Here is a 16,114-nt window from a genome sequence, read left to right on the forward strand (position 1 = left end):
CCACTCGCACTAATGGTTCCGTTAGTATTATTCAACGCAGAATTACTTTGATTAAGATTCATATTCTGTTGAGACATTAATTTGCCACCGGTATTATTAAGTCCCTGACTAGTGTTAACAGTAAGTGACCCTTGGGCTAAGAACTGACCTCCGTGATTAGATAGACTGGTAGCCGTCAGGCTGACATCACCGTTACCACCAATAAGACCGTCTGCATTTTCAATCGCTTGAGCAATAGTAACTGTTGCGCCACTATTGTCGAGGCTTAGAACTTTACCGCCTTGGTTATCAAGCGACTGCGCTTTAAGCATCAAACCTTTACTGGCCTGGATTAAACCCTGTTTATTAGTTAATGCCCCTTGAGTATTAATGTTGACAGCATCACCCGCAAGAGCCCCTTGGTTATTATTAATCGAAGCGGCTTCTATATTTAGCTGTTTCTGAGATACGACTGACCCATTTGTATTATTTATGGTCTGACTCTGAATAGTAGTCTGTCCGTTACTTGCGATGGCCCCGCCAACATTTGTCAGATTTCCATTAGTTGTTACGTCCAGCTTCCCAGTTCCTGCGTGTTGGATTTGACCGCCACTATTGGTTATAGACGCACTCTGTAAGGCTAGATCCTCGGCATTGCTTGCTATTGTACCATTTGTATTATCAATACTGTTGGTTGCTTTTAGGGTAGAAGCCCCAGACCCTTTTTGCTTTATAATGCCGCCCTTATTGCTAATGATATTTGCGGTAACAAAGACTTTATCGGCAATAATACGGCCCGCATTACCCTGCGCGTCCGCATCATTCTTTAGATTCCCGGCAGCAGTTATAGCTAAGGCTCCATTCACCTCCATATTGGCTCCGGTGTTATTTACATCACCACTCTTGGCTATAATATTTGCGGTACCGCCGGCATATAATTTGCTGCCGCTTTGCTCGATGGTGGCTCCTTCTATTGTAAGATTGCCACCTGCTAGCGTTTGCCCTTTTGCCGTAACAACCCCATTGGCCACTACCGTTAAATTGCCGGCAATACCAACACTGCCATCGTTCTTAATTCCGGCTCCAAGAGCTCCTGTTGAAGATACATTCTGAGCCGATACGGTTGTATTTTGGGCAGAGGCAAGTACACCCGTGTTAGTAAGTGTATCGACATTCTCTATCGTAGCATTACCTTGGGCGTAAATTGTTCCTTGGTTAACTAAAACGCCATTTACTTGAAGATTCATATCTGCCGTACTGTTGATGGCAGCTGCGGTCCCACTGTTCGTCATGTTCTCGGACTGCACCTTCAAAGTATCTGCCGTTAAAGTGCCAGTGTTATTGAGATTTTGACCCTTAATCTCAACAGTATCTGAGTCCATCCGGCCATTGTTATTCACACTACCTGATGCAACAATTGTCAAGTTGTTTCCGCTTGCCATAGTGGCACCGGCAGTATTTGTAACATCGTGCGTACTTAGCTTGGCATCTCTAACAGCAATAATACTTCCCTTATTGATCACGGTACCAGTCACATTCACGGTTACGTCGCGATTAGCCTTAAGTTGGCCACCAGTACTGTTTGTTAGATTTCCATCTAAGGAAATAATTAGATCTTGTCCGGCAATAGTCTGTCCATTGCCATCCAGGATTTTTGCATTGATGTCAATATTTTTGTTGGCTGCCAAATTGCCACTGCTATTATTTACTACCGCCGCTTGGATACTAAGCGCCCCTCCGGCTTTGATGGTTCCATCAATATTAGTTAAATTAGCTCCTTCTTCGGTAAAATTAATGTCTTGTCCGGCTGAAATAGTACCCTGCGTATTGTCCGTACTTTGTTTACTACTAATTGTAAGGTTATTTTTCGCGATAATCTGACCAGCTTGATTCGTAAGGTTTTGTGCTATGATTGCCACATTCCCGTTACCACCGATCAAGCCAGATTGGTTTTGAACGTTCCCTCTCACATTAATTTCTGTATCACTCGCGTCAAGGTTGATGACTTGCCCCTCACTATTATTCAATGACTGAACAGCCACTTTTAATCCTTTAGCTGACTGAATAACACCTTGGCGGTTGTCCAAGGCATTACCCACCGCGAGGGTAACAGCGTCTGCGCCAATAATCTCACCTTGATTGTTTATAAGCGAATCAGAAGCAACATTAAGCCGTTTTTGTGCAACGATTCGACCCTGCATATTATCAAAACTCTGAGCAACAAGGTTGGTCTGTCCATTGCTCGCTATTATCCCGCTGACATTTTTCAGATCGTTTGTAGCTTGTAGCGTCAATGTACCTGTTCCTGCGTGTTGGATTTGACCGCCACTATTGGTTATAGAAGCACTCTGCAATGTTAGATTCTCGCCATTGCTGGCAATCATACCACTGGTGTTATCGATGTTGTCTGACGCAATCAAGTTAGTAGAATCTGATCCCGTTTGATTAATGGTACCGCCCTTATTGCTTATGGAATTTGCCGTAATAGCCATTTTATTTGCAACAATTTGGCCCATATCATTCTTAACGGTTCCGGTAGTTGTTAAAGTTAGCGCTCTTACTTGTAAATCAGCACTAGTATGATTCACATCACCACTTCTGGCGGTAATACTAGCTGTTCCGCCAGCATACGTCTTACCACCGCTTTGATCGATGGAGGCGCCGGTTATGACTAGGTCGCCGCCAGCTAGTGTTTGACCTTTCGAAGTAACACTACCATTACCTAAGACAGTTAGATTACCGGACGTACCAATGCTGCCATCGCTCTTAATTCCTGCACCAAGAGCTCCAGTAGAAGATACGCCCTGAGCCGATATAGTTGTATTTTGGGCAGATGCAAGTACGCCAGAATTGGTCAATATATTAACATTACTTATAGTAGCATTACCCTTGGCGTAGATTGTCCCTTGGTTGGCCAAATTTCCATTCACATCAAGACTCATTTCATTTGTACTGTTAATAGCAGCTGACGGCCCACTGTTAGTCATGGTTTGGGACTGCACCGTCAACGTATCTGCAACCATTATCCCCGTGTTATTTAGATTCCCCCCCTTGATATTAACGATTTTCGCATCCATTTTGCCATTATTATTTATATTGCCTGATGCGGAAATAGCTAAAGCGTTCCCACTCGCTGTAGTAGCACCAGTATTGTTAAGAATATGGTGCGCACTTAAATTAGCATCTTTAACAGCCGCAATACTTCCTTGATTAGTCACAGTACCAGCCACGTTCACGATTACGTCTCGATTAGCCTTAAGTTGGCCACCGGTACTGTTTGTTAGATTTCCATCTAAGGAAATAATTAGGTCTTGCCCAGCAATGGTCTGACCATTACCGTTCAGACTTTTTGCGTTGAGGTTAATATTTTGGTTTGCTGCCAAATTACCGCTGGTATTATCTACTGCTGCCGCCTGGATAATCAACGCTCTGCCAGCATTGATGGTCCCACCAGTGTTGGTTAAGTTGCCTCTACTCTCGTTAAAACTGATGTCTTGTCCAGCAGAAATAGTACCATCAGTATTATCCGTGCTTTGCTCACTCGTAATTATCAAGTTATCTTTCGCGATGACCTTACCGCCCTGGTTTGTAAGGTTTTGTGCCTTAACAGTTACACTACCATTACCGCCAAGCAATCCGGACTGGTTTTGAAGATCGCCAGTTACATGTACTTTCGTGTCACTTGCGTCGAGGTTGATAACTTGTCCACCACTATTATCCAATGACTGGGTGGTGACATCCAATCCTTTACTCGCCTGGATAATGCCTTGCTGGTTATTCATCACACCAGAAGCGGTGATGTTAATGGCATCAGCACCAATCATCGTGCCTTGGTTATTTAAAATCGAATCTGCAGTAACATGAATTTGTTTCTGCGCCACTATACTGCCTTGAGTATTATCGATGTTCCGGCCGAAAAAACTAGTTTGGCCGTTGCTCACTATCTTGCCATTAATGTTTGTTAGGTCGCCGGTCGTTTGTACTGTCAGCGTGCCGGCACCTGCGTGTTGAATTTGGCCTTGGATATTGCTTGTCATATTTGCATTAAGGGTGAGGTCTGAAGCATTGGTGGCAATCTTGCCGCCAGTGTTGTCGATGCTATCTGCAGCTATTAGACTGGTCGCTTCTGATCCAGTTTGCAAAATACTGCCACCTTTGTTGGAGATGTCATCTGCTATAATCGCTATTTTGCCTGCTGTCATTTGGCCAGCAACACCATTCGCATTCTTATCGTTTTTAACTGTACCAGCCGCCCTTATATTTAGAGCATTACCCACCTGCAGCACGGCCCCAGTGTGGTCGGCATCGCCGCTTGTTGCCGCTATGTTGGCTGTGCCTCCGACATAGATAGTTGCACCACTATGGTCAATGGTTGCCCCGGTTACAGAAAGGTTGCCACCGGCTATTGTCTGACCTTTGGCGCTTACAAAGCCTGCTGCAATTATACTGAGATCACCTGTCGTTTGGATTGTACCGTCGCTATTGAGACCAGAGGCTAATGTTCCTACAGAGGATATGTTTTGCGCAGCTAAAGCCGTGTTTTGAGCAGCCGCTATAACACCGGTATTGCTGATGGTACCGGCATTGATGACACTCGTGTTGCCTTGAGCGTAAACTGTTCCCTGGTTGGTTATATTACCGGCAGCATGTATCGTTACGTTGCCGCTGGCGTTGGTATTGCCCGCAAGCGTAATTTTGCCATCGTTAGTTAGTATGAGGTCGCTGCCACTGGCAGACAGGGTACCTTGGCTGTTTACACCAACGCCATGTTCAGTTCCTACCAGTTTAATTTTGTTGGCGTACATGCCCCCCAAGGCGCCGACGTCAATGGCTACCTGGGGTTGGCTGCCGTCGCCGGCAACATTTTGTGTATTCAAGGTGTTGTAGGCAACGTTGTTACTGCCGGTAACTACGTTAAGTTCTTTCGCCCAGATACCGGAATTCGCTGCTATGGCTCTACTGATTAGATCCACACGGTCGGCACTCGTTCCGTCAATTCCAGCTCCTTTTACGGTTATTTGGCCACCAGTGACTCGAAAAGAGTCTAAGCTACTATTACCGCCGAATACCGGCGTACCGGTAGTAAGCATGCCTCGACCGGTGTTAATAAATCCAAAGCCATCACCGATTATGCCATTGCGATTGGCAATAATAACATCTGCTCTCTGGCCAGCTACCTCTAGGTAACCACGTAAATTACTGATGTTATTCCCAGTGACTTCATTCAGAATGATCCGGGCTGAACCGGCTGTAAGGTTAGGATTGCCAGGTATATATCCAGCAAGCTGCGTTTTAGATATGCCCAATGCGTTGTTTAAGATAAGACCTTTAGTGTCGATATTAAACTGTTGATAGAGGTTGCGAGACACACCTGCCGCCGATGGCGCAGTGATTTGCACTAATGGAGTACCATCTGGGGCACTGCCTATCGTAGGACGGTTTTGTTTTGGTGCGTTAGGATCAGCTACCGTTTGTGCTGTTACCAAGACCGGCTGCAAGCTAAATAATACTAGCGTAATCCACACAACCAGCTTATTGATTTTACTCTTCCTTGATGAAAAACCAATCATATATGACTTCCTCCTTGAAATCACAGTTGCCAATCTGCTCCTATATCTGACAAAGCACTTGGAAACCTAAAATCGGTACTGACGTTTGCATTCCGGCCGGTTTTTTGATAGGTTTGCCGATGTACATATCGTACTGGGCTCCTTCCAGGTTACCGCGTAGTCCGAAGGTCGAACCAGCTAATGTTCTTCCTATCGACTGGTCAACCGATGCACCGCTCACTTGTCCAATGTCTAACCCTAAGTAAAATTCTAAAGCGGCATTCCGGAGTGGTACACTCAGTTCATTACGCAGAAACCAGCCATTTTCGGCGGATAGTGTCTCCTCGCCATCGAAGCCGCGTACGGTATAGCGGTTACCGATACTCATAAATTCAGATGCGTACAGCATGTCTTTGGTATATTGTCCAGACAATATGGCGCTGTAACGGGCCTTAGTCTTGCCGAGAGTAACAGGGGTTGAAAGGCGTGTGTCTAATGTCCAGATGTTATAGTGAGTTGTTGGCTGATCGTCTGCGTTGGCGGCAGGATCTTCCTGGGCTCCAAACCAGGGCACTCCCCGCTTATACGCTGCAGTATATTCAATAACAGTTTGTCCGTTATATTTTTTGTGGATGAACGCAAGTTCTGCAGCGGTTGTCTCTCGTCTTTGTATTTCGATCTCTGTATCATCTATAAACGATTTACTGCGTGCTTTTGTTACACCAAATGATACACTGGTTTTTTGTGTCTGATCGCGATAAATCAACTTTTCTGCTTTAAGTTCCAAATTGTTAGAACGCCCGGAGGAGACGAATGAGGTAGCATCGCTTTCCACAGTTTGATGGTATTTATATTCATAGCCCGACAAGGTATAAGTCCAATACCCATGGGGAACGGAATAGTAAAAGCTGTTTCCTCTGGTGCCAAGCTTATAGCCGTGCCTCTCAGCATCGCTGTTATATGAGATATTAAAAAGATCATTAATGCCAAACAAATTATCTAAAGAGAAGGTCTCTGAAGCTTGTAGTTTACCAGTTGCTTCGCTTCCGGAGTCGTCCAACGACAGCACTAGTTTCCACGGCTTTGTCTGTTTCACTGTAATCAAAACGATAGATTCCCCAGGGTTGTCCCCCGGAACAAGCTGCATCTCCGCATCTTGTGACGGTACGCGTTTCATTTGCTCCAAGCCTTGCTCTAAATCACGCAGATTGAGTATATCGCCCGGCCTTGCCGGGAAGGCACTCTGCCAATTTGCCCGCAGCTTAGGGTCAGCAAGCTTAATATCTTTAATCATTCCGGGAACTAACTGTAATCTAAGGACACCTGTCGATAAGTTTTGCTCCGGAATAAGTACCTGTGTGGTTATAAAGCCACGGTCAATGCACGCGTTAGTGAGTGTCTTGACGATTATGTTGATCCCTTGCCAACCAATCTTTTGGCCTAGATACTTGTTTACCAGGTCATGTACCCAGGGAAATTGACCAGATTCATCGCCTTGGATCATAATCGTGTTTATGGTGAAGCTAGGTGTCTCGTCAGGCAATTTTGCCACTTCAGCGCCTTGTTTTTCTTTCTGCAGGAAAACATCCTGGCCTCGTTCGCGCTGCCTGCGCTCCTGCTCTTCTTGACGGGCTTTGCGATTTTGTTCCTCAATGTCTGTCCAGGTTGGCGCCGCCAAGGTCAGATTCGTGTTAGTAAATAAGATTATTAAAATAAGCGCACAAGTCTTAATTAATCGTGAATATTTGGATTTATGCTGTGGCATGTAGTATGTCTCCTGTTCTAAAAGATGAAATATAACTAAAAATCATACTCAATTGGTTCCTAGCTAAGGTACTTCAACACATTTTTTTCTCATTCTGAAATCGCACCAACGAGAATTTCTGGTTCAAGTTAGGATATATATATACCCCAATATGCCATTTATGTATATAGTTCTTTGCTATCCAATCTTTCCCTTTGAAAATGGAATAATTATGTAAAATTTATAGTTTCTTGTATTTTTTGATTGCCTGTAAGAGAATGCCTCTCATTAAAGTAATTCGGACAAAATTTGCTCCGATCCCACTTAAATATGGCCTTTCCGGGATCAAACCGTAAAATGACTGCGTCATAATGAAAGCAAATAATCCGCCGTTATTCCAAGGATTATGGAATAAGGCGGATTTCACTATTATTATATCTTTGTAGTTGCGAATACTGGTTAGTAAACGAACTATATGATTTTATGGAACCTGTTGTGCAATGAAGTTGTTTGGCTTACAAGTAAAGCCTTTTAGTGGCAGAAACCAAAGGTTATCCGTCCAAAATCAATATTCGTTTTCAAGATGAATCTCCTGGTTAAATACACGTATCTAGCAAATATTCGCCTAATGTGAGCGGCTGTTAAGGTCATTATCCTTGTAATACCGGGTTCCCTGTCCGGTAATTTCAAGAGCAAGTCCTTTGTCAGTCAATTGGTACAGCCAAGCGCCAGGCCAAATAGAGACAGCCCCCTGAAAAGCACCGCCATTTACACCATCGGTTGCAGCTAAAGTAGCTTGCCCGCCGAAACTCCATCCTTGATCGACAAAACGTGCAAAGGCCTTTTCTGTCTCAAAGACAAAAATCTCGCTATAGTCTTTTATTCCCAGACCTAACCCGATGCCAATTTCGGCTTTTTTCATAAAAACTTCTCGGCTACTGTTATTATTGACAGCTATCCCTTTGCCATGACCGCTCCCAAGTACCAAGAGCTTAATCCCATGGTTGCTGAATACGGCATATCCCGCAGAATTCTCAATCGCGTTCCTGGCTCCCGGATTTACATTGTACAACCTGTCCAATGTTTCATTAGCCATATCGCGGATAGATTGACGTTTCTCACCAATACTAGCCGCATTGACTATAGAGGTGACACATGTCACGAATAGCATAAGCATTATACACGCCCTGAAGATAATTATTTTACGCATATTTACCTTCCTTTTTCTTCTTACAGAATAATCCATTTAATATAATAATAGTTATATTAATTCTTGTTTGCAAGTTATATTTTAGTGCAATATTCATTGATCGATTATCGAATTTGTTTATTTGTCAGCAGCAACAGAAAAGAAACCGCAATTTTTGTAACAACAAGAATTGCGGCATTGCTTCCTCATAGTGTGGGCACCTCATTTGTATTTAGCAATATAAGTGGGAACGGGCAGACTTATCCACAATACACAGTTTTAATACAAGACCCTAACCATATTATCTAACGGTTAGGGTCTCATAGGCCGTTTAAAAATAGATAACACATTTTCCAGCGACTGTTGCAACGATAATTGCGATAAGCATCAGCTTTAAAGGATAAGACAGAGTTCTGTTAAATTTTTTGCACAAACTCCAAGCGCTCACCGTCCGGACCTGCAAAAAACATAATCTTTTTATTCCCAACCACCTTAGGCTGATCAAAGAGCAGTGTAACGTTATGCTGCCGGAGTTTATCAAGCTCGACCTCAAGGTCAGTCACAGCAAAAGCAATATGGTCAACCCTGCCTGCACCACGTGCCCCGGCGGGGTCTTCTTTATATTGAATAAGCTCAATCGTCTGCTGACCTGACTTAATAAATACCAATCGAATACGTTCGTCCTGGTATGTGTCTTCAACTTGGCAACCTAATACTCTGGTATAAAAATTCAGAGATTTATCCGCATTTGTAACGACCACACCAATGTGGGCAACCTCAACCATATTCTATCCCTCCTTCAATTTTTTAGGCCAGGTAAAGATAAAGTTGGCCCCCTGACCCTCGGACGATAGTATCCGAATCGATCCTCCCTGATTCTCCACAATCTTCTTAACGAGCGCCAGACCGACACCGGTACTCTCCAGGGTATCACGCGGCTTTAGGGTTTGAAACATCTCAAAAACCTTGTGATGATAATTGGCGGCAATTCCAGGCCCGTTATCAGCAACGCTAAATTCAAAAAAACGGCCTACGTCTTTCCCGCCAATGATCACTTGGCCATCTGGTCTGTTATGATGTTTTATGCCATTGCCGACAAGATTTGCAAATACCTGCTTAAGGCGAATCCGCTCCGTATCAATCACCGGCATGTTTGGTCCAACCAAAATATGAAACCCTTCCGGCGGTGCCAAATCCTCAATGACTTCGGCAATTAGTTCGCCGACATTAACCAGCTCAGCATCTGATTTAATCCTGCCGATCCGCGAGTATTCCAATATGCCTTCAATAAGGTTTTCCATGCGTTGTACCCGCCCCCGCAAAAGCTCCAGCTTATGCTGGATTTCGGGGTCAAGGACGCTCCCTAGGTCTTCCTCCAGCCACTGCGACAAGTTGGCAATGGCACGAAGCGGTGCCTTTAGGTCATGGGAAACTACATAGGCAAATTGATCAAGCTCCTGATTGCTGCGCTCCAGTGTTCGCATGTAGTTAGCCAATTCCCCCTGCTTGCGCCGCAGTTCGGCCTCACGATGACGAACAGCATCAGCCATAGTCCGGAAGTGGTCTGATATTGTATTAAATTCGATATATTCATAACATTCTAGCGGCAGGTTGTAGTTGCCTGCTGCCACTTGCTGCATTTTCCTGGTAAACTCACCCAATGGTTTAAAAATTTTTCTCAGATTGCGCACGGCAATAAACACGGCCAGCCCCAATGCCAATATTGAACCAACCAGGAAGATATTTCGCGTATGCGTAACCGGAGCAAAGGCAATATCGGTTCGTTGGGCGATTATAACCGGCCAGCCTGTCGGCTTAGCTATCGCTACCGTGATGAGATAGTCGTCTTGACCATACCGAACGCGTGCAGAATTCGGATTTCCGGCTAGCACTGTTTTGATAAACTCCCGGTCACCGATATTATTGCGCTGATAAACCTGCCCCCTGTCTGAATGACCGATAAACGTACCTTCGACATCAAGAATCGCAGCCCAGCTATGCTGGCTGACATCACCTTTTGCTGTTATCTCGTTGAGTTTACTCAAATTGATATAGCCCACAATCATACCATTCCTGGTTGGCCGTGTTATCGTTAGGGTTGGCTGCCCAGTATGCTGAGAGATAAAGGTAGTTGACCAATGGGTCTCAGCCGTTTGTTTGGTGATTTGAAAAAAAGGCTGTCGTGACAGATCAAGCGTTGAATAGCTGGGGTCATGCGGCGCGCCAAAGACCGACTGCCCATTATTATCCAAAACATGTATTGCTTCAAAATAGGTATGACTGGCAACCAAAGCGTCAAGATACTGCTGAACTTGACGACTGTCAAGCCCCCCAGTGTCTATCATAACGGCAGTCTGCCCCATTACCATATCAGCTGTTATCAGGAAGTCTTGGGTACCGGCTGCCAAGTCGCTTGCCAGTTGCGTATTATATTTGATAACTTGCTCACCCATACTCCGCGACAACAGTGTAATTGTAATCACGCTAATGACAAAGATCGGTAACGCAACTGCCACTATAAAGTTAATGGTCATAATACCCTTTAGGCTGCCTGTAATCTTGTTCATATGCCATCTGCTCACTTTAATAATCCAATGTGACAAACTGACCGTTTTTTACAGTAACCATCCAACATTCCCGGCTGGCATCGCCAGTGGCATTAATGGCGATATCGCTCCTGATCCCCGGAAACTGGCTTTGGGCAATGATCGCGTTTTTAACAGCTTGTGCTTTATTATTACCGGCCTTTTTCATGCCTGCCAGTGCTACTTGCGCCGCTTCATAGCCATACGCGGCAGCAAAATTAGGCTGACTGCCAAATCGCTCCTGATACTTGCTCACAAACTGATTGTATGCCTGACCGCGATCATCGGGGATAAACGGGCTGCTAAAAATAACACCTTCAACAGCTTGTCCACCATGATATATGAAGTCAGCCGTCATGCCCCAACTGCTGGAAAGCAGTGGCACAGTTAGCTGGCTTTTTCTTATCCATTGGCTAAGCATAGCAGCGTCCACGGCACTAGCCACAAGCAGTACACCTTCAGGCCGGTAGGCAGCCACATCTTTTGTTAAACGCTCATAGGGTACACCACTACCTGAGGTAAAAGCAACCTTGGCTATAACTTTACCACCCATTTCTTCATATTTAGCAGCAAAAGCGTCCGCCCATGCCTGAGAAAAATCAGGATTAGAAAGATCATAAACAACTACCATCTGCTTAAGTCCAAGCTTGTTTATTGCGTACATAGCCTGATGGTCTGCCGAAACCTTAAGCGGAGGCATAACACTGATAAATAAATCATCGCGTCCGCTCAATATGTCAGCACGCGCCGTAGGGCTAATGATAAGCGCCTTCCCATCAGCCACTACAGGCAGCGCCGCTACGGCCGCAGCACTTGTCATATGCCCGATAATAATTTCTACCTCAGCCCTGACGAGTTCCTCATCAACCGCACGGACTACATTAGGATCATTTTTATCGTCTTTAACAATAAGCTCAACCGGTCGACCAAGAATACCGCCAGCCTTATTCATTTCCTCAACAGCCAATACTGCGCCGTTGCGTCCGGCAACGCCAATATCAGACTGGCGGCCTGTCAACCCAGCGACAAAAGCAACCTTTACCGGCTGACGGTTAGCGCAGCCGAGAGCTGACAAGGCAATGATCAAAGAAACTGCAAAAACAATAAGCCGATACTGTTTGGCAGCTGACATAGGCTCCCTCCGTCCGACAATTATTGTAAATAATAATTAGCCACAGAGGGAGCTTTTCCCTGCTATTTCTTCCAGTTTTTATTTAAAATAATTGACACCAGCATTAAATAATTGCTGATCTTTGTACCCAGGAATATTTATCGCTACATTATTGCCAATGCGTTCCGAATGTCCCATTTTCCCCAGCACCCGTCCATCCGGACTGGTGATTGCTTCAATGGCGTGGCAGGAGCCGTTCGGGTTAAACTTGACATCATAAGTCGGCTGGCCGTCAAAATCAACATACTGGGTGGCAATCTGGCCGTTCGCTGCCAACCGGGAAATTTCATCATTTGTAGCGTAGAACCGGCCTTCACCATGGGACGCTGGAATGACAAATACTTCACCAGCCTCGGCGTTGTTCAGCCAGGGCGATAGGGTTGATACAACCTTGGTATTTACCATACAGGAAATATGCCGGCCAATTTTGTTAAAGGTCAGTGTCGGACTGGTCTCAGTCAAATCACGGATTTCGCCATATGGCACCAGCCCCAGCTTAATGAGTGCCTGGAAGCCATTGCAAATGCCTAGCATCAGACCATCGCGATGCTGTAAAAGCTCAGTCACGGCCTCTTTTACCCGGGGATTGCGGAACATGGTGGCAATAAATTTACCTGAGCCGTCAGGTTCATCCCCAGCACTAAACCCGCCAGGCAGCATGACAATCTGTGCGTCCGCGATTTTCTTGGCTAACAGCTCGATAGATTCTTCAATCTGCTTTGATGTCAGGTTACGGATGACCAGTGTTTCAGGAATGGCCCCAGCCTGTTCAAAGGCTTTAGCTGTATCATATTCACAGTTGGTGCCAGGGAATACCGGAATTAGGACTTTGGGCTTGGCTATACTTACCGCCGGGCGGCGGCTGTTTCGTTTTGTATAATAGGCAAAGCCCTGTGGCTCACCTTCAATCAGGTCAGGCCGGACAGGGAATACTTTCTCCAGCGGCCGTTCCCATACGGCAAAAGCTTCGTCAAGCGTTATCTCTGCGTCGTTGACGCGGATAACAGGGAGACCTATAGTCTGACCGATCAATGTATAATCAATGCCGTTAAGCTCATGTTCCAGCTTTATTTCAGCAGGCAATTCCAAAACAAGCGAGCCATAGTCTGGCGCAAACAGAGCAGTTCCACCAATTCTAGCAGTTAAATCAATACCGATGCGGTTGCCGAATGTCATTTTGCTGACAGCTTCCGCCAGACCGCCGAGTTTGACAGTATAGGCAGCCAGAACCCTGCCTGCCTGGACGAGTTGGCCAACTCGGTCATAGGCCATGGTTACGGCTGCGAAATCAGGCAGTTCATGTTCATCCCGTTTAACGTGAACTACCACAACGTTACTGCCAGCCTGTTTAAACTCCTGCGAAATAACATGCCGCACGTCCACTGCTGTTACGGCAAATGCTACCAGAGTTGGGGGGACAGCAATCTCTTTGAAAGTACCTGACATGCTGTCCTTGCCGCCGATAGCAGGGATGCCTAGCTGTTTTTGGGCGTAAAATGCACCTAACAGCGCGCTAAAGGGCTTGCCCCATTTAATGCTATCCTTGTCCAGCTTTTCGAAATACTCCTGCAGGGTCAGCCTTATTGTGTGGAAATTACCACCTAACGCCACCACCTTGGCAACAGCCTCAATAATTGCATATACGGCGCCGTGGAATGGGCTCCAGGCCGAGAGGCCGGGATTAAAGCCATGTGTCATGATTGTTCCTGTTGTGGTATCACCTGACAATACCGGCAGTTTGGCAGCCATACCTTCGGCTGGAGTGTCCTGGTACTTGCCACCAAACGGCATAAGCACAGTGCCTGCGCCAATACTGCTGTCAAATCGCTCAACAAGTCCTTTCTGACTGCATATGTTGAGGTTTTGCAGCATATTAAGCCATGCTTCTTTAATATTCTGCGGTTCAATCCGGCCCGGACCGGGCAGCCCTTTGAAATAACTGTTATCTGCCGGCGCAGTCACTTGTACTGCCGTGTGCTGCTTGACACCGTTAGTGTTTAAAAAATCGCGGCTAATGCTAACAATAGACTTACCGCGCCAGACCATCTTCAGCCGGTTATCGTCAGACACGTTGGCTACGATGGTCGCTTCCACATTTTCCGCATCGGCGTAGCGAATAAATTCCCGGGCGTTCTCCGCCGCTACCACTACAGCCATTCGTTCCTGCGATTCTGAGATAGCAAGTTCTGTGCCATCAAGTCCTTCATACTTTTTCGGGATAGCATCTAAGTTAATATTCAGACCGTCAGTAAGCTCGCCGATCGCCACAGACACACCACCTGCGCCGAAATCGTTGCAGCGTTTAATCATGGTACTAACGGCAGGATGCCGGAACAAGCGCTGGATTTTACGTTCGGTGGGAGGATTGCCTTTTTGGACTTCAGCGCCACAACTCATCAGGGATTCTTCGGTATGGGCTTTGGAGGAACCTGTTGCGCCACCGCAGCCATCGCGCCCGGTACGACCGCCTACTAGAATAACAACATCGCCTGGCTCAGGAATAGCGCGCACAACGTTTTTTTTCGGGGCAGCTGCCATGACAGCCCCGATTTCCATCCGTTTCGCAATATACCCCTGATCATAGATTTCGGTCACCTGGCCTGTTGCCAAGCCGATCTGGTTACCGTAGGAGCTGTATCCTGCTGCTGCACTTGTGGTAATTTTACGCTGTGGCAGCTTGCCAGAGAGCGTTGCTTCCAACGGCGCGCGCGGATCGCCACTACCGGTGACACGCATGGCCTGATAGACGTAGGAACGCCCTGACAGTGGATCACGGATACAGCCGCCCAGACAAGTAGCTGCTCCGCCAAATGGCTCAATTTCGGTCGGATGGTTATGTGTCTCATTCTTAAACATGACAAGCCAATCTTCATTCTGGCCATCAACATCGGCTTGTACAATAATACTGCAGGCGTTTATTTCCTCTGACTCATCCAGATCAGTAAGCTGGCCGCGTTTTTTTAGTTCTTTCATGGCAACAGTGGCGATATCCATAAGGCTGACATCTTTCACTTTGTCGGCATAAACAAATTCCCGGCAGTTCAAATATTCTTCATAGGCAGCTTTGACCGGATTATTAAACTTGCCTTCCTCAATTGTGACATCCTGGATCTCGGTTAGGAACGTCGTATGCCGGCAATGGTCTGACCAATACGTATCAATTACCTTTATCTCAGTAATAGTCGGGTCCCGGCGCTCAGCCTCGCGGAAGTACTCCTGACAAAAAGCCAAATCCTCAAAACTCATAGACAGCCCTTGGGTATTCATAAAATCCATGAGTTCTTGCTCGGTCTTTGTAGTGAAACCGTTTAGCACTGCTACGTCATTAGGCTCATCACCTAACATGTTCAGTGATTCCGGTTTTGCCAGGGATGCCTCCCTTGCCTCAACCGGATTAATACAATAATTTTTAATTCTTATTAATTCTTGCTCATTAATATCGCCTTCAAGAACCAGCACTTTAGCGGTGTTTACTGTTGGCGGCTCTTGCTGTGTTAAAATTTGGATACTCTGTGCCGCCCAGTCGGCTCTCTGGTCGTACTGCCCTGGCAAGTATTCTATAGCAAATACCTGATTTGATGCTTCTAGATCAACATTTTCAAGATAAATAACATCTACAGGCGGCTCAGAGAAGATGGTATGAATGGCGTCTGCAAATTCCTGGTCAGTCAAACCAGCTACGTCATAGCGGTGAAGCATTCTTACTGCGCTTAGCCCTTTTATCCCTAAGTTCTCTTTAAGATCTGAATAAATACCTGTCGCCTCTACTTGAAATCCCGGTTTCTTTTCTACAAATATCCGGCGTACTGAATCTTTCACTGTGTTCAAACTATTCGCCCCCTGTAAATAAACTTTACATGACTATCGTAGCACATTATAATTAATCGTAAAAATTAA

At 45.8% G+C, this 16,114-nt stretch carries 7 protein-coding genes; all 7 read right to left on the bottom strand.

Annotated features, from left to right (window positions below; all coding sequences use genetic code 11):
- Positions 1-5,549: two-partner secretion domain-containing protein (locus B9A22_RS22290; RefSeq protein WP_139796344.1), on the bottom strand; the 5,549-nt coding region annotated here is incomplete at its 3' end.
- A 40-nt stretch (positions 5,550-5,589) separates the two neighbouring features.
- Positions 5,590-7,293, bottom strand: coding sequence for a ShlB/FhaC/HecB family hemolysin secretion/activation protein (locus tag B9A22_RS22295; protein WP_084578155.1), 1,704 nt, complete (start codon positions 7,291-7,293; stop codon positions 5,590-5,592).
- A gap of 604 nt (positions 7,294-7,897) precedes the next feature.
- Positions 7,898-8,482 carry a lipid-binding SYLF domain-containing protein gene (locus B9A22_RS22300; protein ID WP_084578156.1) on the bottom strand — a complete coding sequence of 195 codons (585 nt, stop codon included), beginning with the start codon at positions 8,480-8,482 and terminating at the stop codon, positions 7,898-7,900.
- A 395-nt stretch (positions 8,483-8,877) separates the two neighbouring features.
- Positions 8,878-9,246, bottom strand: coding sequence for a VOC family protein (locus tag B9A22_RS22305; protein WP_084578157.1), 369 nt, complete (start codon positions 9,244-9,246; stop codon positions 8,878-8,880).
- 3 nt (positions 9,247-9,249) lie between these two features.
- Positions 9,250-11,028: an ATP-binding protein gene (locus B9A22_RS22310; protein WP_084578158.1), complete on the bottom strand. Its 1,779-nt coding sequence runs from the start codon at positions 11,026-11,028 to the stop codon at positions 9,250-9,252.
- A gap of 16 nt (positions 11,029-11,044) precedes the next feature.
- Positions 11,045-12,178: an ABC transporter substrate-binding protein gene (locus B9A22_RS22315; RefSeq protein ID WP_084578159.1), complete on the bottom strand. Its 1,134-nt coding sequence runs from the start codon at positions 12,176-12,178 to the stop codon at positions 11,045-11,047.
- A 78-nt stretch (positions 12,179-12,256) separates the two neighbouring features.
- Positions 12,257-16,036 (bottom strand): phosphoribosylformylglycinamidine synthase, encoded by a 3,780-nt coding sequence (locus tag B9A22_RS22320; RefSeq protein ID WP_084578197.1) that lies wholly within the window; start codon positions 16,034-16,036, stop codon positions 12,257-12,259.
- Positions 16,037-16,114: the final 78 nt, after the last annotated feature.

The sequence above is a fragment of the Sporomusa malonica genome (genome assembly GCF_900176355.1).
GTDB lineage: Bacteria > Bacillota > Negativicutes > Sporomusales > Sporomusaceae > Sporomusa > Sporomusa malonica.

Bases quoted from the DNA above. Each gene is read 5' to 3' on its own strand.
- B9A22_RS22295 (WP_084578155.1), bottom strand. From the start codon at position 7,293: ATGCCACAGCATAAATCCAAATATTCACGATTAATTAAGACTTGTGCG.
- B9A22_RS22300 (WP_084578156.1), bottom strand. From the start codon at position 8,482: ATGCGTAAAATAATTATCTTCAGGGCGTGTATAATGCTTATGCTATTC.
- B9A22_RS22305 (WP_084578157.1), bottom strand. From the start codon at position 9,246: ATGGTTGAGGTTGCCCACATTGGTGTGGTCGTTACAAATGCGGATAAA.
- B9A22_RS22310 (WP_084578158.1), bottom strand. From the start codon at position 11,028: ATGAACAAGATTACAGGCAGCCTAAAGGGTATTATGACCATTAACTTT.
- B9A22_RS22315 (WP_084578159.1), bottom strand. From the start codon at position 12,178: ATGTCAGCTGCCAAACAGTATCGGCTTATTGTTTTTGCAGTTTCTTTG.